This window comes from Paenibacillus terrisolis, assembly GCF_056171975.1.
Map to the genome: position 1 here is coordinate 286149 of NZ_JBKFGG010000006.1, position 19719 is coordinate 305867.

Consider the following 19719-nt stretch of genomic DNA (forward strand, 5'->3'; position numbering starts at 1 on the left):
AACAAATTAAGTATATTGCAACCTTGACAAAAGGGATATGCTTCGATTATATGGTAAGTATACATATAATAAGTCTACATATTAATTTCGAGGTGAAAGGCAATGAAACTTCATGAGTCTTTCGGTTATCTTTTGAATTCGTCCGCCAAGAAGATCAAGAAACGTCTGGAAGCGGAGATTAAAGATCATGACATTACAACATCCCAATGGGCCGTGCTGAAGGTTTTGACGGAGAACGGGGAAATGACCCAGGCCGAAGCCGCGGAGAAATTAGCCGCGGATCGGGCTACAACCGGAGCCGTCCTCGATAAGCTGATTCAAAAAGGATGGGTTCATCGAGTCCAGTCGGAAAGCGACCGGCGAGCCAATAGGGTAAGCCCGACCGAGCAAGGCATAAACCTGGCGGAAGCCATCGGCAAAGCGGCGGTAAAATGCAACAGCATTGCGTTGGACGGTTTTGATGAGACTGAGATGGAGCAGCTGTTCCATTTTTTGCAGCGGGTAAGACGAAATTTGGAAAAGGAGCGAGGGTAATGTCATGGAAATTGGAGATTTTCAGAGCTTTTTTCGTCGCTTTCGGCATGTTCGAAATCCTCTCGAACGCCAGTTTTCTGATACTCAAGAACGGGATTAAGCGGGCGTTCAAACAGCATCAGGAGCTGCCTGCCGGGGTGACCGGACGGCAAATGAGGTTGAAAGTCCGGTTCATGCTTTTCTTTGGAGCGGTATTTTTCGCGCTGGGCCTGCTTTCGTATATTCTGGACTCCGTTAACCAGACGTATTATTTAACCGCGCTCCTGCTGTTTGCCTTGTATGCGGTGCTCGAGGGGGTATATTACCGTTATTGGAAAACCCTCGGTTTCTCCGCCGCAGGAGTTTTGTTCCTTCTAAGCTTTGTCATTTCATAAATTTGTCTCTTATTTCTTCCTAACTTTCTCAGAGATAGCGAGGGGAGTCCAAAATTGACGGGAAATCGGTTATAATATACAGGAAGTAAAAAAAGAAAGTGGGAAGAGTATGGGGCGCAAATGGAACAATATTAAAGAAAAGAAAGCATCAAAAGACGCCAACACCAGCCGGGTTTACGCGAAGTTTGGGGTCGAAATCTACGTGGCGGCCAAGAAGGGCGAGCCGGATCCGGAATCGAACCGGGCATTAAAAGTCGTACTTGAACGGGCAAAAACATATAACGTGCCGAAAGCGATCATCGATCGCGCCTTGGATAAAGCGAAGGGCAGCGGCGAAGAAACTTATCAGGAGCTTCGTTACGAAGGATTTGGACCAAGCGGGGCCATGGTCATTGTGGATACACTTACGAATAACGTGAACCGTACCGCTCCGGAAGTGCGTTCCGCTTTCAACAAAAACGGCGGAAATATGGGGGTCAGCGGGTCGGTTGCCTATATGTTCGACGCAACGGCCGTTATCGGGCTGGAAGGCAAAACCGTGGATGAAGTGCTGGAAGTCTTGCTCGAAGCGGACGTTGAAGTGCGAGATATCCTGGAAGAAGACGAGTCCGTCATCGTATATGCGGAGCCCGATCAATTCCATGTCGTGCAGGAAGCGCTCAAAAACGCCGGGGTTACCGAGTTTACCGTAGCCGAGCTGACAATGCTGGCGCAAAATTACGTGACGCTGCCGGCAGATACTCAGGCTCAATTCGAGAAACTGATTGACGCGCTGGAAGATTTGGAAGACGTGCAGCAAGTTTATCACAACGTGGAATTTGAAGAATAGGAAGTCCCGAAACCAGGTACATACTTGGAGCGGAATATGATACAAACAGGCCGACAGGTACGTTCCCTTGCCGGTCTTTTTTTTTGTATGCTGATTAGCTGCGGGTGACCGGTACACTATTGATTATTTTCGTATAATTTAGTTCAACGAATGGCGTATCGGCAATAATTCCTTTTTTTAACCAATTCAAATATTCCTCGTGCGGATTAAAGGTATCTTTGTAGATGTTCTGTATAAATTTATAAGACCCTGTTCTGCGATATTTCATGAAAATATCGAGTTTCCGAATCCAGTATTCATCGATTGTGTTGGTCTGCAAGTAGCCCTTCAAGTACGCAAGAAGATATGTTTCCGCGAATTCCGTGCGATCTTTTGCATTATTATAAGGAACAGCGGATTGCACAAGTTGATAGAGCGTTGTCGAAATATCGCAGGCATACCAGCTAACCTGGCAGTCGTCAAAGTCAAATATTTTGATCTGCCCGTTATCCACAAAAAAATTATGCTCATGTATATCTTCATGAATAATTCCATAGTTTTCCTTAGTCTTCGGCAGCAAGTGAAGTTCCTCTATATATTTGAGAGCAATCGGTTGAACCTCTTCGTCAATGATCCTGTTGTATTCCGGCCAGAAAAACGCACTGTTATTCCAAGCAAACCTTTTGGCGTCAGTTTCATTGTATGCATAACCCACGGTACGTCTGTGCATGTCTCCCATGATTGAACCGATATCCATGAATAAGGATTCATTACATTCATTGCGGTTTTTTAAGTTTACGGTGCGGCCGTTCGCCTTTTCAAACACACACACAATAAATTTTTCGCTATCCGCGTCAATAATTTCGTATAGATTGCCGTATAAGCTTTTTATCGGCTGAACGATGTTATTGATCTCGCATGATAGATAGGCCATCCAATTCAATTCAAAATCGATATGCCGTTTTTTGTTCTCTGTATATTCGGAAACTCTCAAAATAACAGGATTTCCTGATATTGTCATTTCAAAAATGAGATTCGCGGAATTTCCCAAAGCGTTTTCGCTGATTATTTTTGCATTGTAAAGTTTCTCTGCTTGCCTAAATGTGGATTTATTTTGACAGCTCATATCTAGTGCCTCCTATGAAAAAAAGTATCGGACCGTTAGATTCATACTATATTTTTCATCAAGCTTTCACAAATTTCATGCCAAGCAGAAAAGTAAAGCTTCGTAAAATTATACTCACTTACTATAATTTAACAATGAAAGTACAATTCAAACACATTCTCTTAATATATGAACCCTACTCTATAACAGGGAGTATTACCAAAGAGGAGGGTGTTCAATTTTATGAATATGCAAAAGAAAACTCGTTTTGGCAAGGCAATGGCGGCTACGGCAGCCGCAACACTTCTGGTAACCAGCATCGTAACCACTCAGTCGGCCAACAATGCCGATGCGGCAACGGTCCAAACGAAGAACGTCATCTTGTTCGTCGGCGACGGCATGGGACTGGCTGCACGGGACGCCATCCGTCTTGCTACCGTGGGTGAGAAGGGCAGCCTTCAAATGGAAGATATGCCGTATACCGGATTGTTCCACACCAGCTCGACAACCAGCGTTACGGATTCGGCTGCAGCCGCTACGGCTTTTGCCAGCGGGGTAAAAACGTATAACGGCGCCATCGGCATGGATGCTAACAAAAAATCGGTGAAAACGATTATGGAATATGCAAAAGAAGCCGGCAGATCGACCGGGGTCGTTACGACGAGCCAAGTTACGGATGCTACCGGCGCCGCTTTTGGCGCACACGTGGAAGACCGTGCCAAACAAAGCGATATCGCGCTGCAATTTTTGACGAAAAGCAAGCTTGATGTCATCCTTGGCGGCGGCGAAGACTTCTGGTATCCGGCAGGCACTCCCGGCAAGTTCCAAGACGAACCGGCCGAAGATCCTTCGGAAAAAAGCAAAGGCACGCAAGGCAATCTGATCGACAAAGCCAAGCAATTGGGTTACACCTATGTAGCGAACAAAGCCGATATGCAAAAATCAAATAACAGCAAGCTTCTCGGACTGTTCGCAAACGAAGAAATGTTCCAACAAAGACCGGAGGGCGAAGGGGACATCTATAATCCGGTCGTATCGCTTCCCGACATGACGAAAAAAGCGATCGACACGCTTTCCAAGAACAAAAAAGGCTTTTTCCTCATGGTAGAAGAAGAAGCAACGGACGAAATGGCGCATTCCAACAACGCCAAGCTGACCATTAAAGCTGGTCAAGAACTCGATAAAGCCGTGAAAGTAGCTAAAGATTTTGCCAAGAAAAACCCGGATACGCTCGTACTAGTTCTGGCCGACCATGAAACCGGCGGACTCTCCATCGAAGAAGCGGACGACAAAGACGAATCCGGAGATGATATTTCCAAAGAAGACGGTCCGTTTGCCATCGCCAACTCGAACCAACAATTTTTCATTGACTGGACGACTTCGGGACATACGGCTGTGGACGTACCGGTTACCGCTATAGGCAAAAACGCCAACCTTTTCACGGGCGTATACGAAAATACGGCAATCTTCAGCAAGCTGATTCAAGCTACCGGACTGAAAGTGAAAAAATAACGGCTTCACATCGTTTAAGCGTTTTACCCAAAACGGGAGCGCGATTCTTCGGAATCGGCTTCCGTTTTTTCGTTATGGTCCCAATGTCCGCGCAAACTTGGAGCTTTCTTCATCATTTCCACACAACCCCGGTCTAGAATGAGAACATCAAGGATTTAAGAGGAGGAATATTTTTTATGGATTGGTCTTGGTTACTTGTGCTTGCTTGTCCGCTGATGATGGTTTTCATGATGTTCGGAATGCGCGGCTCCCATCAGCATGGTTCCCACGGGCGTCAAAGCGAGGAAGACAGACAAAAAGCGATTTATGATGAGCTTCAAGCGCTCAAATCCGAAAACGAGCAGATGAGACAGGAAATTCAAAAGCTGTCCCGTTAAATTCTGTAAACATGAAAAGGAGGTAAGAAAATGAACTGTTGCGGCGACTCGAATCATCAAAATCATGAGCACGGAAACGAAATGCATGATCATAAGTCAAATAAGCATCGACTGATGATGTTATTATGCTGCGTGCTGCCCATCGTATTGTTCGTGGCTTTATTTCTGATTAACCGAGCGGCCGGAGCAAGTCCCAACGCGGCAACGTATTTGCTGCTGCTGATTTGCCCGCTGTCGCATTTGGTTCTGATGCCGCTGATGTCGGGCAAGAAGAGACCGTAGCAGCCCCTTTAACTGGCGGCATTGGCCTCTCTTGCTATACAATGAGGGCAGAGTGACGGACAAGCGCCGGCGCGAAGGAGGTTTTAGCGAGCCTTTGCGTACCGACGCTTCGTTTATATCGTAAAGGTGGTGATCATCCTGGCCAAGCTTCAGGTTTTAGTGGTGGATGACGAATGGAACATGCGCAATTTGCTGCGCATTTATTTGACGAAGGAAGGCTTTGAAGTCAAAGAAGCTTCAAATGGGTCGGAAGCTTTGGCGATGGTGAATAAGCACGAATTCGACATTCTTTTATTGGATATCATGCTGCCGGATATGGACGGGTGGCAGGTGTGCAAAGCTGTTCGAGAAACGGGCAACCTTCCGATCCTCATGTTGACCGCACGCTCGGAAACCAAAGATAAAGTACATGGACTTGGCATTGGAGCGGACGATTATTTGACGAAGCCGTTTGAACCGGAAGAGCTGCTTGCCCGCGTGTTTTCATTGATTCGCCGCTCCGCGATGACGCAAAACGCCGCTCCGCAAGAGCAGGTCATGGAATTTCAGGAATTCAAAATACTGCCGGAGGGTCGCGAGGTCCACATTCGCCAGCTTGAGGCGGAGTTTACGCCCAAGGAATTCGATTTGCTGCTGACGCTGGCCAAAAATCGGCAGCGTGCCTTCAGCAGGGAAGAATTGGTCAGCATGATTTGGGGATACGACTATGACGGCGACGTTCGCGTCGTCGATACGCATATCAAGAATATCCGCGATAAGGCGCAAAAGGCCGGGCTTTCGTACAATCCGATTCAGACGGTATGGGGTGTCGGGTACAAGTTTAACGGGGCGGGCACGCCGAAATGAGACAAAACAGGATCGGGCTGAAGCTGGGTTTGATCATTTTATCCGTGTTTGCCGTCGTTTTAATCTCGCTGGGCCTAGCTATCGATCGCATGTTTGCGAATTTCTACAACGCGGAGATGCGGACGGAGGTTGATGAGCTGGCGCTGCATTTTGCGGCGATGACGGATGTCTCATCCAATGTCTCGACGGAACAGACTCTACTTCAATATGCCGACTTTTCGGATGTCAGCATTCTGTTTATCGATTCAAAAGGGAACGTTCTTGCGCATTCCGGCAGCCATAATATCTCGGATCGTTCCTTTATCCGCACGAAGGACGTCAAAGCTCTGTTCACGGGGAAATCCGTACAACTGAAGCATACGGACGCGGATGGCGAGCGATATTTCGTGTCGGCCAAACCGGTTCGGGACGGAAGCGGATCGGCGATCCGTTCCGCCTTGTATGTATTGTCCTCGACGCAGCACATGGATGATTCGATTTCCGCGGTAAGAAGATTGGTGATTCTATCGGGGATCGGGGCGTTTTTGCTGGCGCTCGGGATTGTTTGGATTCTGGCCAATGTACTGTCAAGACCGCTGCTGCAAATGCAGGAGGCTACCCGGAAAATCGCCGCGGGCGAACTGGAAACCCGGCTAAGCATTGTCCAGCACGATGAAATCGGGTCGCTGGCGGGGGAGATCAATAATCTGGCGGAGGATTTGCAGAGATACCGGGATACGAGGCAGGAGTTTTTGGCCAATATTTCGCATGAACTGCGGACGCCCATCACTTATCTGGAAGGGTATGCCAAAGTCATTCGGGAGCGTCTGTACGAGACCGAGGAAGAAAGGGACATGTACCTGGACATTATTCACCAGGAGGCACAGCGGCTGCAGCATTTGGTGAATGATCTGTTCGAACTCGCGAAAATGGAGGAAGGAAAAATCAGCCTGACGCTGGAATGGATCGATTTGAGCGAGATTGTCGACAACGCCGTTCGTAAGATCCGGCTTAAGGCCGGTGAGAAAGGGCTTGAAATGAACACCCGGATTGGCAGCGGCATTCCGCTGATTTATGGCGACGGTTTAAGGATGGAGCAGGTGCTGATCAACCTTTTGGAGAATGCGGTGCGTTACACGGAATCCGGCGGGATTACGGTTCGTTTAGAGCAAAGCGGCACATCGGTTGAGCTGACGGTGGAAGATACCGGAATCGGCATTCCCGAGGCCGAAGTTCCATATGTATTCGACCGGTTTTACCGGGTGGAGAAATCCCGCTCCCGGCAGCATGGGGGAACCGGCCTGGGACTTCCGATCGCCAGAAAACTGGTGGAGCTTCAAGGGGGAGAAATGCGGGTCAGCAGCCGTTTGGGCGTAGGAACCGCATTTACGCTTATGTTTCCGCATCCCAAAAAGGAGGAGCTGTCATGAAGAGAGCGGATTGGCTCGCAGCGTTTATATTGATCCTGACGGGAATTTTCTGCCTTTCCGTGTCGGCGACTTCCTTCGGGGGCTTCTCCGTCCTTCAATTAGGCCGGTCGATGGGCGGTGTATGTTTCGTTATCGTACTGGCAGCCGGTATTCTCGGGTTGATCTATTATCTGGTTGGCCGCAAAAAAGATTAATGGATGATGGCGTCCAAATCGTCCGTTCCGTTCTTTATATCGCCCGGCGCGCCGCTGACTTCGATAAACATGCGCAGCGGCAAGCAGATGATCGTTTCCCGCGGTTTGGTGATCAATCCGAACGTAAAACAAATTTTTTGCGGACAATCGGATTCGACGACTTCGATTCCGTAGTCCCGAACCCTTAACCGGTCATATCCGCGGTTCGTTTTTATTTCGATATATTTCGTCTCTTTGGTGAGTTCCACGGTTTGATAAACCTGATTGTCGACTCTTATGGCCGCGTAACGGTTGCCTGGGATCCGACTCTCGGAAACGTGGTCATAGAGCCGTTCGGCGCCGATAAAAATCGCAGCAAGGATCAAAATTCCTCCGATCAGCAGCAGATCTCCTTTTTTGAACATCTTCTCCCTTTTGCGCATCAGCCACATCTCCAGCGGACAATTTCTTTGGTTCAACCCGTCCATTCTAGCTTGGAAATATGTGCTTTCTTTGTAGATTTGATGTACATACGTAATGAGGATTATTGACTCCGAGGCGTGCTTAGTGGTAAACTCTTGAGAATTTAGAAAACCGAAAAGGAGCTGATAGAATGGCTTTTTATTATTCTGAACCGTCCCGGACTTTTAGCGAATTTTTGCTGATTCCCAATTTAACGACGAAGGATTGTACTCCGGCGGATGTTACGCTCAAAACCCCGCTGACCAAATTCAAAAAGGGCGAACAGCCCGCCATTTCCATCAATATACCGTTTTCATCGGCAGTCATGCAGTCGGTTTCCGACCACCACATGGCGATTGCGCTGGCCCGATGCGGCGGTATTTCTTTTATTTTCGGGTCGCAGCCGGTCTCGGAACAGGCCGCTATGGTTCGGAAGGTCAAAGAATATAAAGCCGGTTTCGTCGTGAGCCGTTCCAACCTGACCCCGCGGCATCGCCTTCAAGATGTCCTCGATTTAAAAGAGAAGACGGGGCATTCTACCGTAGCGATCACGGACGACGGCACGCCAAACGGAAAGCTTGTAGGTATCGTTACGAGCCGGGATTACCGGATCAGCCGGGATTCGGCCGATCTTTCCATTCATGAATTCATGACGCCGTTTTCCTCGCTCATCTGCGGTAAAGCCGGGATCAATCTGTCGGAAGCCAATGATTTGATCTGGGAGCACAAGTTAAATTGTCTGCCGATCGTGGACGAACATCAAAAACTGCAATATCTGGTGTTCCGCAAGGATTACGACACCCATAAGGAAAATCCTCTTGCCCTATTGGACGATAACAAAAGCTTTATCGTCGGCGCCGGGATCAATACGAAAGATTATGAAGAACGCGTACCGGCTTTGGTCGAAGCAGGGGTAGACGTACTGGTGATCGACGCCTCGGACGGATATACGGAATGGCAGAGCGATACCATTGATTACGTGAAGCGGAATTTCAATGTTAAAATCGGCGGCGGAAATATCGTCGACCGCGAGGGTTTCCGTTACCTGGTGGACGCCGGGGCCGATTTTGTGAAAGTCGGGATCGGCGGTGGTTCGATCTGTATTACACGGGAACAGAAGGGCATTGGCCGGGGACAAGCTTCGGCTTTGATCGAGGTTGCGGAGGAACGGGACAAGTACTTCAAGGAAACCGGAATCTATGTACCGATTTGCTCCGACGGCGGCATCGTTCATGATTACCACATCACGCTGGCGCTGGCGATGGGAGCCGATTTCGTCATGATGGGACGCTATTTTGCCCGCTTTGACGAAAGCCCGACCAAAAAGCTGAAAGTCGGCAACAACTTCGTCAAAGAGTTTTGGGGCGAAGGCTCCAACCGGGCGAGAAACTGGCAGCGTTACGATACCGGCGGCAAGCAAAGCCTCGTCTTTGAAGAGGGCGTGGATTCCTACGTACCTTATGCCGGGAGCCTCAAGGAAAATCTGGACAAAACGATCAGTAAAGTGAAATCCACCATGTCCAACTGCGGCTCCAAGTCGCTGAAGGAACTGCAGGAAAGGGCGAGAATCACGCTGGTTTCCGCCACCAGCCTGGTCGAAGGCGGCGCACATGATGTCATTGCGAAGGAGAACAGCTTCTCCGCGGAATAAAATCAGGCACAAAAAAGGGCGTCCCAAGAGTCATCATAGATGACGGAGGGGCACCCTTTTTCCATTTTGGAGCAGGTGAAAACGGTACTGGAGACCATGGTTACTACGGTCCTTCAGTTTCTGGCGGAGGAGAATACGTGCAGTTGGAGCATTACATGAAGACTGAAGCATGCCCTCAACTCCCGTAACGAATCGTATTGGCGTTATTACCGGACACCTTTTATGTGAAACCTTAACGGAGCGTTTTTAACGCGCCGCTCCAGGCAACGAGCTGATCAAACAGGGTGTTCAGCGCGGAAAGATGGATATCTGCGGGTTTAAACACGCTGAAGTTCTCAAAATCGGTAAACAGCGAAAGCGCCACTTGCGACCGGACGTCGGCCACTTGCAGTTCGCCCATGATAAGACGCAGGTTTTCAACCGCTCTGGCGCCGCCAACGCTGCCAAGGCCTACGAAGCCGGCCGCCTTGTTGTTCCATTCATAGTAGAGGAAGTCGATGGCATTTTTGAGCGCGCCCGAGGTGGCGTGGTTGTATTCCGGAGTGACGAACACAAAGCCGTCCAGGGATTTGATTTTTTCCGACCAGGCTTTGGTATGTTCTTTCGTGTACGGCTGGCCCATGGCCGGCGAAACCGGCTCATCCAGAAGAGGAAGATTGTAATCCGCGATATCGACAATTTCATATTCCGCGTCGGTTCTTTGCTTAGCGTGCTCAAAAACCCATTTTGCTACAGCTTCGGTATTCCGTCCCGGACGTGTGCTACCCACAATAATGCCGATTTTCAACATCAGACTTAGCCTCCTATATAGTATAAAGTTACTTACAAAAAGTATTATACGATTCCGACTTGGAAAATTCAACCTTTTTATAATTAAAAAATAATAAATATATATATTGTTATTTTTTATTTTCATCGCTATATTATATAAGGCCCCAGGCGTTCAGACCGACAAGCGCATGCGGCATCTCAAGTTGTTCATAATAGAAAAAGAGATCATAGATCATTTAGGCGGAGGGATATCGTCTGGAAACGACAGATCGGAACAAAAGCTCGTGGAATACCGGAGCCTATCAAGCGTGGCTCAGCCGTTTTGGCCAACCCGGAGAAGCGGCGAAGAAGCTTAAAGAAGACCCGGCGAAACGGATCGGCAAGGCGCTCGGATATATGGGGGAACTGAAAGGCAAAAAAGTAGCAAACCTGCTTGGTTCAAACGGCACTAAGGCCGTTGCGCTGGCTTTGCTCGGAGCCGAGGTTACAGTTGTGGATTTTTCCGCAGAAAATGAAAAGTACGCCAAGGAGTTGGCGGAGGAATCCGGAGCCCGGCTTCATTACATCTTGTCCGATGTGCTGCAGCTGCCGCCGGAGCAATTATCGGGAGACTACGACATCGTATATATGGAACATGGAATCCTCCACTATTTTCAGGATCTTGGCCCGTTGTTTCATGTCGTTCACAGCTTGCTTAAAAAAGGGGGAAAGCTGGTGCTGCAGGATTTTCACCCTGTCACCACGAAGCTGATTACCTCGAAAGGGACGACCGCGAACATCCGCAAGCATAAGGTAACGGGGGATTATTTCGACAACTCTTTGGAAGAAAAAGAAGTGGCCTTCTCCAAATTTCTGCCGGAAGGGCACGGTTACGAAATCCAGAAGGTGCAGCTTCGCAATTGGAATTTAGGCGAAATCGTTACCGCAGTTGCCGGTGAAGGCTTGTTCATCCGGGTGCTTGAAGAACATCCGAATCTCTCCTCGGATGTATTTGATAAAGGTATTCCCAAGACGTTCACCGTTGTGGCGGAGAAAATATAGATATCTCTAAAACTTACTATAACAACAGAGCAGAAAACCCTGACAGACCGCTGCCAGTACCGGATCGACTTCGAGGAATGGATTTGCGTCAGAACAAATGGTTAGGACTAGTTGTCTGGTCTGGTCAACGCCATCCCCAAGCGCCGCATCCCTCCGACTCCGTACTTAAAATAGCGGCCTAAAAGGGTCTTATTTCCGCTTGGGGACTTCATTCCGGGTGAATAGCGCCGTTTTATGGCCTTATTTTATCAGAATAGGTCCTTTTCCCCTTGGTTTTGGATGTTTTTCTGAAGATAGGACCATTTTGCGCCGCTATTTTCGGGAAAACGCGGTTTCGGAGTGAAATAGAGCCATTTTATACCGCTATTCGAGAAATCTTTTGGGACACCCTCACTTCTACGTTATTCATCCACTTCCCCTGCCACATGAGCAAGATATCCATAATTTGTTTGGCGCCGCGTTCAAATTTGACCTAGCACCTTGCACAGCTCAACCAGCTGATGGATTCCCAGAAGCTGGTCGCGGTTCCGCCGGTGAATCGTCCGGATGGCGTCCTGCGTGATTGATCTCGCCTGCTCCGGGCTATGGTCGTCAAGAGCGTTAATAATTTCTTTCATGCTTTTCAAAAAATATACGGTGCTTCGCAAGGTGCGCATGAGCAGGACTTTACGCAGGTCGGCGGGGGTGAAAAGCCGATAACCGTTTTCCGGGTCGCGTGCAAGTGTCAGCAAGCCTTCCTTTTCCCAGTGCCGGATCGCCGATGAGGCGACTCCCGCAAATTCGGCGACTTCGCTGATCGTCATGGGACGCTTCGGCTTTTTAGGGGGCAGCGGTATGGCATCCAGATGCTGCAGCAGTTCAAGCGTTTGATCGGCGGCCAGCTTTTCCTGGTGCAGGCTGGCCTGTTCCTTGTTTACCAGCCCAAAGGCCGCGTCGCTTTCCCCTTTTTGCAGATGACGAAGCGCCTCACAAGATACGGCCACTCCAAAACCAGGGAACATGGCCCGCAGGCAGTGAAAATAGGCTAAATGCACATCGGTGTATAGCCGATAGCCGTTAGCCGCGCGGGCGGGAATGGGGACGGCGCCCCAGGATTCGTAATGTCTCAGAGCGCTCGTGCTGATCCGCAGCTCTTTGGCAATTTCGCCGGGTTTATAGTAGCGCATTTGATAACCTCGCCTAATAACGTATTCGTTTCGCTGCTGAATATAACAAAACCGCTCCCGGAAAGCAAACCTTAAAGTAAAGCATTAAAGCAGCATGATAAGGGTGGATCACGAATCCCCCTTTGATTTCATGATGAGAACACGTAAACCTTCTCACTTGCATGAATGTTGTAAAGTGGTATGCGTAGAGACATTTTCATACTGCCGCTTTGAGAGGAGAAATCGAAATATGAAGATATTGCAAGGTATTCCGCAGGCTGCCGAGTTTAATGAGCTCAGAAGAGAGGCGGGGGTAAAAGAAGTGGATGAAGCGCTCGCAGCCGCAGCGCTGAGAAATTCGCTGTTTGGAGTAATCGCCAAGGGAGAAGAACCATCGGATTTGATCGGAACGGGGAGAATCATCGGGGACGGAGGTTATTATTTTCAAATCGTCGATATTCTCGTCAAGCCGGCCTACAAGGATTGCGGGGTGGAGGAAGCCATCATCGGAGAGCTTCAGGCGTATCTGGATCAAAACGCGCCCGAGGAAGCGGAGGTGACGGTCTTGTCGGATACCGCCAGCTTGGCTTTTTACCAGAAGCATGGTTTCAAGCTGGTATATCCGGATTATTACGGGATGAGAAGAGGCTAAGTTTTACGGCTTGATTGAACCCGGGTTTTGGCGTTAGACGAACGCGGCGTCAGCGAAAGAAAAGACCGGTTCGAAGGCAGCTGTTCCGTGCCTTAAACCGGTCTTGTTTTCTTCTGTCGTATGGAGATTAATGGCTTTCCGACGGCGCCGCAACCGCAGCGGCTTTCACGCGTTTTGCCGCCCACAGGCGCCATCCCGTAAGCAGCGCCGCGGCGAGGCAGATGGAAGCCGAGGTGAGAAAGACGACATGCATGCCGGAGAGAAACAGATCCGGACGGCCAGGGACGAGCCCGGTAACGCGATGGCCCGCTTTGCCGCTCATCACGCCGAATAGGGTCGTGGTCGCCACCGTGATGCCGACGACCATCCCGATGTTGCGGACGAGCGAATTGATGCTTCCGGCGATGCCCAACTGTGTTTTCGGCACTTTGGACATGACAAGGGAGTTGTTCGGCGATTGAAACAGACCGCTACCGAGGCCAAGCATGCCGATCCAGACCCCAACCAGAGCGATCGGGCTGCGGTCATGCAGTTGGGAAAGTCCGGTTTGCGCAATAACCATGACGACAAGCCCGATAAACGTAAGGAGCTCGGAACCGATTTTGTCCGACAACGATCCGCTGACCGGGGCAACGATGACCATGATGATCGGAAAGATCATCATCAGAAAGCCGGCCTGCGACGGCGATAAATTCAAAATGCTCTGCGTATAAAATGGAGCGATGATATTAAAGCAGAAGCTGGCGATAAACACCAGGAATCCGCATAAAATGCTTAAGCTGAATAGCGGATTTTTAAACAGGGACAGCTGCAGCAGCGGCTCCTGCTTGCGAATCTCAAGCACAAGAAACGCGATGAAAATCACGACGGCCGCAATCAGTGAGGCGATGATCCGCAGGTCCGAATAGCCAAGCTGCTGACCAAGCAGAAGCCCCGCGAACAAAGCAAGTATAAAGAGCGGGAACAGCAGGCTTCCGGCTTTGTCGATTTTGGCATGAAGCTTGGTTAGATCGACAGGCAGGGTTCTGTAGCCGATCACGATAGCAATCAGCCCGACAGGAATATTCACCCAAAAAATGTATTCCCATCCCAGACCCGATACGATAACGCCGCCGAGGCTCGGTCCGGCAATGCTCCCTAGGGAAACGAAGGTGCCGATGAGGCCCAACGCTTTGCCGCGTTCGTTCGCCGGAAAAATATCCGTGATGATGCCTTGGTTGTTGGCCATCGTCATGGAGGCGCCAATGGCCTGAATCAGGCGCGAAGCAATCAGCATCGGAAGCGTGAAGCTGAAGCCGCAGAGCAGCGATCCGATCGTAAACACGATCATGCCCCATTTGAAGATTTTGATTTTTCCGACGATATCCCCAAGCTTGCCGAAGAAGAGAATGACGGCGCAAATTGTCATTAAATAAGCGGTAACGACCCATTCCGTTTGGGCGACCGGCAGCGCCATCTTCCTTGAGATTTCAGGCAGCGCGATGTTGACGATGCTTCCGTCCAGGGTGGACATAAACGTAAACAGATTCAGCACGATCAAAATCATCCAGCGTTTTTTCTGGATTACCGGATCGTCCTGATAGGTAATTCGTTGATTTCCGATATTGGGATTCATAGGATGCCGCACCTCGCTTTAATAATAAAAACGTCTATCGACGTAAATTCAAAGAAGACAGACCGCGTTTAGTTGTAGTTTTTCTTGCGATTATAGAATTGTTCAGCTCTGCTGAAAATTTATAAATTCTATAATCTTCAAAAAAGTTGCAAACGCAACGAATTGCACGTATCAGTTTACTCTTATTTAGTTGCGTTTGCAACCAATTTGCAGTACTATTTTTGTAAACTTTCATTAAACTAAGAGGAGCTGCCAAATGAAACCGTATCCAATCGGAAAACTGATATCCTACCTGTCGAGAATCAATCAAAAGGAGCTGGCCTGCATTCTGAAACAGCATGGTTTGGGAGGCGGGGGACATCACAGCTACCTTAAAGCGATTTTGGATCAACCCGGACTCAACCAGGATCAATTGACGGGCCTGGTCAAATTCGATAAAGCTACGACGACCCGCTGCGTCAAACAATTGGAGGAAGGCGGGTTCGTCACGCGAACCTTAGACGAAAAAGACCGCAGATCGTACCGGCTGTATCCCACGCCCAAAGCGGTGGAGTTCGAGCCGACGCTGCAGTCCATTTTGGATGAATTTAACCGAAACCTGGCGAGCTGCCTGACGGTAAACGAAACAAGACAGCTGGCGGCTTTGCTGCAAAAGGTCTATGACAATAAAATCGAATAACCATGCGCCGGGTTTACTTCTTCCGGAACGACTTTTCATGGAAGGAAATAATGTCGCGAAACAGCGAGTGGCCGTCGTCGCTCACCTTGAATCCGGGAGCAAGCGGCAGCACCAAAGCCCGGTAAGGCTCCGGCACCCAGATGTATTGATGTACGTATTCTGTGGCGATAAAGCCGCAGCGCTCCCAGAACTTCAGCCGGTGCCGGTTGGTTTCCGTATCTTCCGCTTCCGCTTCGATAATGATGGCTTGAATGTCTTGTTCGTGCTGCGCCCAGTCGCGTATTTTTTCAAAAAAATCCATTCCCAGCCCATGCCCGCGCAAATCCCGGCGAATCGCCATGTAGTCGATGATCAGCCGTGGGTTTTCCTTCGGTCCGCTGAAACCCGTGATCGCCATCGCGATCGTCTCATCTCCCGCAAAACCCGCATGCAAAAATGCGTCTCCCCGGTCGACCATGCTCCGTAAAATTTTCTCCGGCTTGGCTCCGTGTTCGAACGCCTCCCGGTATATAGGCCCAAGCTTGTCCCACCATGATTCGTTCCAATGCGCTGAAGTTTCAAACGAAAAGTCCACGCTAAAGTCTCCTTCAGTTAGTGTCATGCTGTATTTTCCTTAATCAAAACTTGTTCAGGATGCCGGGCTGCGTATATCCAAGCTTTTGCGATATTTCGAGAGCCGATAGTTGAAGCTTTTGAATCAACCCGGCCATCTGGTCCTCCTGAAATTGAATTTCCAGTCCGGCGATGCTAAGGGCGGCGGTGATCTGCCCGCTATAGTCGAATATAGGAGCGCTTAGCTCGGCGGTATAGTTCTCCAGTTCGGATCGGCTGAAGCTGTAACCCGATTTTCTGGAAGCTTCCAAAGCTTCCAGAAGCTTTGGCTTGTTCGTAATGGTCCCCGATGCGATAGGATTTAGCGTTACCTCGTTTAAATATTCGTCTCTCTCTTCTTCGGATAAAAAGGCGAGAATCACCCGCGAGGAGGCCCCTGCGTATAAAGGCGCTTTTCTCCCGATTTTGGTAAACAATCGAACGGGGTGATCCGTATCCAGCTTTTCGATATAAATACATTCATATCCGTCCCTTAGGACGAGATGAACGGCTTCCTTGACCTCATTCCGCAATTTCTGCATGACCGGCAAGGCGATGTGGCGGATATCCAGCCGCTCGGCCACCAGATTGCCGTATTGCAGGAACATGAGCCCCAGCGAATATCTTCCGTCTTTATCTTTATGTAAAAAACCCATTTCCTCGAGCGAGCCGATCATCCGGTGAACCGACGTCTTGGGGATGCCGGACAGCTTGGCCATTTCATTTATGTTGAGCTTGGTATGGTTTAAGAAAAGCTGCAGAAGATCCATGGATCTAACCACGGTTTTGTTTTTATTTAACACGATTGCCTCCCGGTTACCTTGGCTTCATCTCAAAAAATAAGCGAATCCGATTAGTTCTTTTTGTATCAGTATACAACGAATGGGAGGAAGTTTGAATCTTGCGGCCGCCTCCAAAAATTTCGGCTTGATTTTTATTCAATTCCCACTATAATGATCGTATATATCGGTTTTTCATTTTTCGGTTATCTCATTCCGAAATTCGGAACTCATTGTTGAAAGAGGGTTTTTCAAATGAATATGAACTGCTGCTCATGTTGCGAGGTGCCGAATCGGCATGTCCAAAAGTGAGAATTCCGTTTTGTTCGATAGCACGGCCGTAAATATCGTTCCGCTGGGGGACACCGCTCTTGTCATAAAGTTTAGCGAATCGATTAACGAAGAGACGCATCGGAAGGTCAGGCAGCTGGCGGATCATCTGGAAAGCCATCCCTTTCCCGGGATGATTGAATATGTGCCGTCCTTCACTTCGGTCACGATTTATTACGACATGCTGGAGTTTGCCGCCGAATATGACGACGGGTTCGCGGACGAAAGAGGATACTTTCCGTTTCAAACCGCCCGGAATCTTGTCAAGGGCATGCTGAAGGAGCTTGATGAAGTATCCGTCCATCCGGCAAGGGTGATCCGGATTCCGGTTTGTTACGGAGGAGAGCTTGGGCCCGATTTGGAGACGGTAGCCGCTCATCACGGGCTGCCTGCTGATGAAGTGATCCGGATTCACGCTTCGGCGGATTATTTGGTTTACATGCTTGGCTTTGCGCCCGGTTTCGCTTATTTGGGAGGCATGTCGCAGCGGATCGCCACGCCAAGGAGGCAAACGCCGCGCTTGTCCATTCCGTCCGGAACTGTCGGAATTGCCGGAGATCAGACGGGCGTGTACCCGATCGATACTCCCGGGGGCTGGCAGCTGATCGGTAAAACGCCGATCAAGCTGTTCATTCCGGAAGTCATGCCTCCGGCCCTGCTTCAATCGGGAGACATCGTTCGTTTTTATCCGATCTCCCGCAAGGAATTTGACGAGTGGGAGGGAAGCGATGATGAGCATGTTGGTTCTTAAGCCTGGGCTGCTCACGACGGTCCAGGATCTCGGCAGATACGGAGTGCAGAAATTCGGAGTGATCGTCGGGGGGGCGATGGACGCTTTCGCCCTGAGGATCGCCAATTTGCTCGTGGGGAACGAAGAGAATGAAGCGGGACTCGAAATTACTCTGCTTGGCCCCGAAATCTTTTTTGAACAGACCGCGCTGATATCGGTTTGCGGCGGCGACTTGTCCCCGCTGCTTAACGGCAAACCGGTGCCTCTCTGGCGAACACTGCTTGTGCCGAAGGGAAGTACGCTGTCGTTCGGAAAAGTGCGCCAGGGCTGCCGAACTTATCTGGCCATCGGCGGGGGGATTGATGTGCCGCTGCAAATGAACAGCAGGTCCACCTACCTTCGCGCCGGAATCGGCGGGTACGAAGGGCGCGCTCTTCGCAAGGGCGACCGTCTGCAGCTTCGCGACATCTCTTCGAACACCCTGAACTTGCTTGGGCTGCTGGCCCGAGAAGCCGAGCGGGAATCCGGAGCCGTCAGCGCTTGGGCGGTCAGTCCCGAGCTCTTTCCCCGGTATGCGGCGAATCCGACGGTTCAGGTTATTGCGGGCGAAGAATACAGCCTGTTTTTGGAGAAAAGCCGGCATCGTTTTCAGAACGAAGCTTTTACGGTGCTTCCGCAATCGGATCGTATGGGGTACCGGCTGTCTGGCGAAAAACTCAAATTGAGTGAAAAGACGGAAATGATCTCGTCCGCCGTGACGATGGGAACGGTTCAGGTTCCGCCTGACGGCAATCCGATCGTGCTGATGGCCGACAGGCAAACCACGGGCGGATATCCGAAAATCGCCCAGGTCATTACGGCCGATCTGCCGATCCTCGCACAGGTAAATATGAACGGCCGGCTGCGGTTTCGGCTCGTATCGCTGGAAGAGGCCCAGCAGCATTACATTCGCCGGGAAACAGCGATTCGTACGCTTCGCGACGGTCTGGAACAATTGCAGCGCTCGGTTTGATAAGAGTTTAACTCGAGATATGAAATTCAGTATGGAGGGAAGGAACAAAAGACCATGGGAAACAGCAGCCATCCCAAGCTGGAAATTCGTGATTTAAAAGTAGAGTACCGTTCCAAAGATCAACATGTCGTGGCTCTGGAGCAAGTTCGGCTTCAAGTGGAGGACGGCGAGTTCGTTTCGGTTGTCGGACCCAGCGGCTGCGGGAAATCGACGCTGCTCAAGGTCGTGTCCGGGCTGCTGGAGCCTGCCGCCGGCGGGGCTTACCTTGATGGAGAGGCCATTCGCGGCGTGCCGGATCAGGTAGGCATGGTGTTTCAGAATGATGCCTTGCTGCCCTGGAAAACCGTAATCGATAACGTTCGGCTGCCGCTCGAGATCAAAGGGAAATCCAAAGAGGAGCAGTTGGAGCAGGCTAATCGGCTTTTGACCATGGTCGGGCTCGAAGGCTTCGGTCATTATCATCCGAAGCAGCTGTCCGGAGGAATGAGAAAACGCGTCGCGCTTGCGCGAACCTTCGCTTACGATCCCGACATCTATTTAATGGACGAACCGTTTGGTCCCTTGGACGCTCAAACCCGGGTGAAAATCGGGGAACAATTTCTTCAACTCTGGGAGCGCGTAGGAAAAAGCGTGCTGTTCATCACCCATGACATCGAAGAAGCCATCGCTTTATCGGATCGGGTGATCGTCATGTCGCCGCGACCCGGAAGAATCAAAGCCGAGTTTAATATCAATCTGGAGCGGCCCCGTCCTTTTTACGATATCCGATTTGATCCGCTGTTTAAGGAACTGCAAAAAGAGATTTGGGCGCAAATGTCGGATGAACGATAGAAAGGAGGGG

At 50.0% G+C, this 19719-nt stretch carries 23 protein-coding genes; 16 read left to right on the plus strand and 7 right to left on the minus strand.

What is annotated here, in order from left to right; translation table 11 throughout:
• Nucleotides 1-102 precede the first annotated feature (102 nt).
• From ACI48K_RS08995 to ACI48K_RS09005, 3 genes are all read left to right on the plus strand, one after another.
• Complete coding sequence (locus ACI48K_RS08995; protein ID WP_475027243.1) at nt 103-534, plus strand: MarR family winged helix-turn-helix transcriptional regulator; 432 nt, start codon at nt 103-105, stop codon at nt 532-534.
• Nucleotides 534-908, plus strand: coding sequence for a hypothetical protein (locus ACI48K_RS09000; protein WP_475027244.1), 375 nt, complete (start codon nt 534-536; stop codon nt 906-908). The genes ACI48K_RS08995 and ACI48K_RS09000 overlap by 1 nt, the downstream gene beginning before the upstream one ends.
• Nucleotides 909-1017: 109 nt before the next feature.
• The gene (locus ACI48K_RS09005) at nt 1018-1737 is read left to right on the plus strand and encodes a YebC/PmpR family DNA-binding transcriptional regulator (RefSeq protein ID WP_475027245.1); all 720 of its coding nucleotides are present in this window, start codon (nt 1018-1020) and stop codon (nt 1735-1737) included.
• Between the two features lie 94 nt (nt 1738-1831).
• Here ACI48K_RS09005 and ACI48K_RS09010 read toward each other — a convergent pair whose 3' ends face one another.
• Nucleotides 1832-2842 (minus strand): phosphotransferase enzyme family protein, encoded by a 1011-nt coding sequence (locus ACI48K_RS09010; RefSeq protein WP_475027246.1) that lies wholly within the window; start codon nt 2840-2842, stop codon nt 1832-1834.
• Nucleotides 2843-3070: 228 nt separating this feature from the next.
• On the opposite strand from ACI48K_RS09010, the gene ACI48K_RS09015 reads away from it, so the two are divergent.
• From ACI48K_RS09015 to ACI48K_RS09040, 6 genes are all read left to right on the plus strand, one after another.
• Complete coding sequence (locus ACI48K_RS09015; protein WP_475027317.1) at nt 3071-4333, plus strand: alkaline phosphatase; 1263 nt, start codon at nt 3071-3073, stop codon at nt 4331-4333.
• Nucleotides 4334-4509: 176 nt separating this feature from the next.
• Nucleotides 4510-4710, plus strand: coding sequence for a DUF2933 domain-containing protein (locus ACI48K_RS09020; RefSeq protein ID WP_475027247.1), 201 nt, complete (start codon nt 4510-4512; stop codon nt 4708-4710).
• A gap of 30 nt (nt 4711-4740) precedes the next feature.
• Nucleotides 4741-4992: a DUF2933 domain-containing protein gene (locus ACI48K_RS09025; protein WP_475027248.1), complete on the plus strand. Its 252-nt coding sequence runs from the start codon at nt 4741-4743 to the stop codon at nt 4990-4992.
• 138 nt (nt 4993-5130) lie between these two features.
• On the plus strand, nt 5131-5838 hold the full coding sequence (locus ACI48K_RS09030) for a response regulator transcription factor (RefSeq protein WP_475027318.1): 708 nt from the start codon (nt 5131-5133) through the stop codon (nt 5836-5838).
• Nucleotides 5835-7247 carry a sensor histidine kinase gene (locus tag ACI48K_RS09035; RefSeq protein WP_475027249.1) on the plus strand — a complete coding sequence of 471 codons (1413 nt, stop codon included), beginning with the start codon at nt 5835-5837 and terminating at the stop codon, nt 7245-7247. Before ACI48K_RS09030 ends, ACI48K_RS09035 begins: the two co-directional genes overlap by 4 nt.
• Nucleotides 7244-7441, plus strand: coding sequence for a hypothetical protein (locus ACI48K_RS09040; protein WP_475027250.1), 198 nt, complete (start codon nt 7244-7246; stop codon nt 7439-7441). Before ACI48K_RS09035 ends, ACI48K_RS09040 begins: the two co-directional genes overlap by 4 nt.
• On the opposite strand, the gene ACI48K_RS09045 is transcribed toward ACI48K_RS09040, so the two are convergent.
• Complete coding sequence (locus ACI48K_RS09045) at nt 7438-7899, minus strand: NusG domain II-containing protein (RefSeq protein WP_475027251.1); 462 nt, start codon at nt 7897-7899, stop codon at nt 7438-7440. The two genes, ACI48K_RS09040 and ACI48K_RS09045, sit on opposite strands and share 4 nt — an antisense overlap.
• Before the next feature lie 134 nt (nt 7900-8033).
• Between ACI48K_RS09045 and ACI48K_RS09050 the strand changes: the two genes are divergently transcribed.
• Complete coding sequence (locus tag ACI48K_RS09050) at nt 8034-9533, plus strand: IMP dehydrogenase (protein ID WP_475027252.1); 1500 nt, start codon at nt 8034-8036, stop codon at nt 9531-9533.
• A gap of 232 nt (nt 9534-9765) precedes the next feature.
• Here the strand turns inward: ACI48K_RS09050 and ACI48K_RS09055 are convergent, their stop codons facing one another.
• Complete coding sequence (locus tag ACI48K_RS09055) at nt 9766-10323, minus strand: NADPH-dependent FMN reductase (protein ID WP_475027253.1); 558 nt, start codon at nt 10321-10323, stop codon at nt 9766-9768.
• 377 nt (nt 10324-10700) lie between these two features.
• On the opposite strand from ACI48K_RS09055, the gene ACI48K_RS09060 reads away from it, so the two are divergent.
• Nucleotides 10701-11345: a class I SAM-dependent methyltransferase gene (locus ACI48K_RS09060; protein ID WP_475027254.1), complete on the plus strand. Its 645-nt coding sequence runs from the start codon at nt 10701-10703 to the stop codon at nt 11343-11345.
• Nucleotides 11346-11806: 461 nt separating this feature from the next.
• Here ACI48K_RS09060 and ACI48K_RS09065 read toward each other — a convergent pair whose 3' ends face one another.
• Nucleotides 11807-12511, minus strand: a complete 705-nt coding sequence (locus ACI48K_RS09065; RefSeq protein ID WP_475027255.1) for a MerR family transcriptional regulator — start codon at nt 12509-12511, stop codon at nt 11807-11809.
• 229 nt (nt 12512-12740) lie between these two features.
• On the opposite strand from ACI48K_RS09065, the gene ACI48K_RS09070 reads away from it, so the two are divergent.
• Nucleotides 12741-13142: a GNAT family N-acetyltransferase gene (locus tag ACI48K_RS09070; protein WP_475027256.1), complete on the plus strand. Its 402-nt coding sequence runs from the start codon at nt 12741-12743 to the stop codon at nt 13140-13142.
• A 127-nt stretch (nt 13143-13269) separates the two neighbouring features.
• On the opposite strand, the gene ACI48K_RS09075 is transcribed toward ACI48K_RS09070, so the two are convergent.
• Complete coding sequence (locus ACI48K_RS09075) at nt 13270-14757, minus strand: MFS transporter (RefSeq protein ID WP_475027257.1); 1488 nt, start codon at nt 14755-14757, stop codon at nt 13270-13272.
• A gap of 256 nt (nt 14758-15013) precedes the next feature.
• Here ACI48K_RS09075 and ACI48K_RS09080 point away from each other — a divergent pair, with 256 nt between their 5' ends.
• The gene (locus ACI48K_RS09080; protein ID WP_475027258.1) at nt 15014-15436 is read left to right on the plus strand and encodes a MarR family winged helix-turn-helix transcriptional regulator; all 423 of its coding nucleotides are present in this window, start codon (nt 15014-15016) and stop codon (nt 15434-15436) included.
• 13 nt (nt 15437-15449) lie between these two features.
• Here the strand turns inward: ACI48K_RS09080 and ACI48K_RS09085 are convergent, their stop codons facing one another.
• Entirely contained in the window at nt 15450-16037 is a 588-nt protein-coding gene (locus ACI48K_RS09085) for a GNAT family N-acetyltransferase (protein WP_475027259.1), read from the minus strand.
• 16 nt (nt 16038-16053) lie between these two features.
• Complete coding sequence (locus ACI48K_RS09090; protein WP_475027260.1) at nt 16054-16830, minus strand: IclR family transcriptional regulator; 777 nt, start codon at nt 16828-16830, stop codon at nt 16054-16056.
• A gap of 274 nt (nt 16831-17104) precedes the next feature.
• On the opposite strand from ACI48K_RS09090, the gene pxpB reads away from it, so the two are divergent.
• The 3 genes from pxpB to ACI48K_RS09105 are packed head-to-tail and all read left to right on the plus strand — an operon-like array spanning nt 17105 to nt 19709.
• Nucleotides 17105-17887, plus strand: a complete 783-nt coding sequence (gene pxpB, locus ACI48K_RS09095; RefSeq protein ID WP_475027261.1) for a 5-oxoprolinase subunit PxpB — start codon at nt 17105-17107, stop codon at nt 17885-17887.
• Complete coding sequence (locus tag ACI48K_RS09100) at nt 17865-18878, plus strand: 5-oxoprolinase subunit C family protein (RefSeq protein WP_475027262.1); 1014 nt, start codon at nt 17865-17867, stop codon at nt 18876-18878. The genes pxpB and ACI48K_RS09100 overlap by 23 nt, the downstream gene beginning before the upstream one ends.
• Nucleotides 18879-18932: 54 nt before the next feature.
• Nucleotides 18933-19709: an ABC transporter ATP-binding protein gene (locus ACI48K_RS09105; protein ID WP_475027263.1), complete on the plus strand. Its 777-nt coding sequence runs from the start codon at nt 18933-18935 to the stop codon at nt 19707-19709.
• Nucleotides 19710-19719: the final 10 nt, after the last annotated feature.

Bases quoted from the DNA above. Each gene is read 5' to 3' on its own strand.
- ACI48K_RS09050 (WP_475027252.1), top strand. From the start codon at position 8,034: ATGGCTTTTTATTATTCTGAACCGTCCCGGACTTTTAGCGAATTTTTG.
- ACI48K_RS09035 (WP_475027249.1), top strand. From the start codon at position 5,835: ATGAGACAAAACAGGATCGGGCTGAAGCTGGGTTTGATCATTTTATCC.
- ACI48K_RS09075 (WP_475027257.1), bottom strand. From the start codon at position 14,757: ATGAATCCCAATATCGGAAATCAACGAATTACCTATCAGGACGATCCG.
- ACI48K_RS09100 (WP_475027262.1), top strand. From the start codon at position 17,865: ATGATGAGCATGTTGGTTCTTAAGCCTGGGCTGCTCACGACGGTCCAG.
- ACI48K_RS09020 (WP_475027247.1), top strand. From the start codon at position 4,510: ATGGATTGGTCTTGGTTACTTGTGCTTGCTTGTCCGCTGATGATGGTT.
- ACI48K_RS09015 (WP_475027317.1), top strand. From the start codon at position 3,071: ATGCAAAAGAAAACTCGTTTTGGCAAGGCAATGGCGGCTACGGCAGCC.
- ACI48K_RS09055 (WP_475027253.1), bottom strand. From the start codon at position 10,323: ATGTTGAAAATCGGCATTATTGTGGGTAGCACACGTCCGGGACGGAAT.
- ACI48K_RS09060 (WP_475027254.1), top strand. From the start codon at position 10,701: ATGGGGGAACTGAAAGGCAAAAAAGTAGCAAACCTGCTTGGTTCAAAC.
- ACI48K_RS09085 (WP_475027259.1), bottom strand. From the start codon at position 16,037: ATGACACTAACTGAAGGAGACTTTAGCGTGGACTTTTCGTTTGAAACT.
- ACI48K_RS09070 (WP_475027256.1), top strand. From the start codon at position 12,741: ATGAAGATATTGCAAGGTATTCCGCAGGCTGCCGAGTTTAATGAGCTC.
- ACI48K_RS09010 (WP_475027246.1), bottom strand. From the start codon at position 2,842: ATGAGCTGTCAAAATAAATCCACATTTAGGCAAGCAGAGAAACTTTAC.
- ACI48K_RS09040 (WP_475027250.1), top strand. From the start codon at position 7,244: ATGAAGAGAGCGGATTGGCTCGCAGCGTTTATATTGATCCTGACGGGA.
- ACI48K_RS09000 (WP_475027244.1), top strand. From the start codon at position 534: ATGTCATGGAAATTGGAGATTTTCAGAGCTTTTTTCGTCGCTTTCGGC.
- ACI48K_RS08995 (WP_475027243.1), top strand. From the start codon at position 103: ATGAAACTTCATGAGTCTTTCGGTTATCTTTTGAATTCGTCCGCCAAG.
- ACI48K_RS09005 (WP_475027245.1), top strand. From the start codon at position 1,018: ATGGGGCGCAAATGGAACAATATTAAAGAAAAGAAAGCATCAAAAGAC.
- ACI48K_RS09080 (WP_475027258.1), top strand. From the start codon at position 15,014: ATGAAACCGTATCCAATCGGAAAACTGATATCCTACCTGTCGAGAATC.
- ACI48K_RS09065 (WP_475027255.1), bottom strand. From the start codon at position 12,511: ATGCGCTACTATAAACCCGGCGAAATTGCCAAAGAGCTGCGGATCAGC.
- ACI48K_RS09025 (WP_475027248.1), top strand. From the start codon at position 4,741: ATGAACTGTTGCGGCGACTCGAATCATCAAAATCATGAGCACGGAAAC.
- pxpB (WP_475027261.1), top strand. From the start codon at position 17,105: ATGTCCAAAAGTGAGAATTCCGTTTTGTTCGATAGCACGGCCGTAAAT.
- ACI48K_RS09105 (WP_475027263.1), top strand. From the start codon at position 18,933: ATGGGAAACAGCAGCCATCCCAAGCTGGAAATTCGTGATTTAAAAGTA.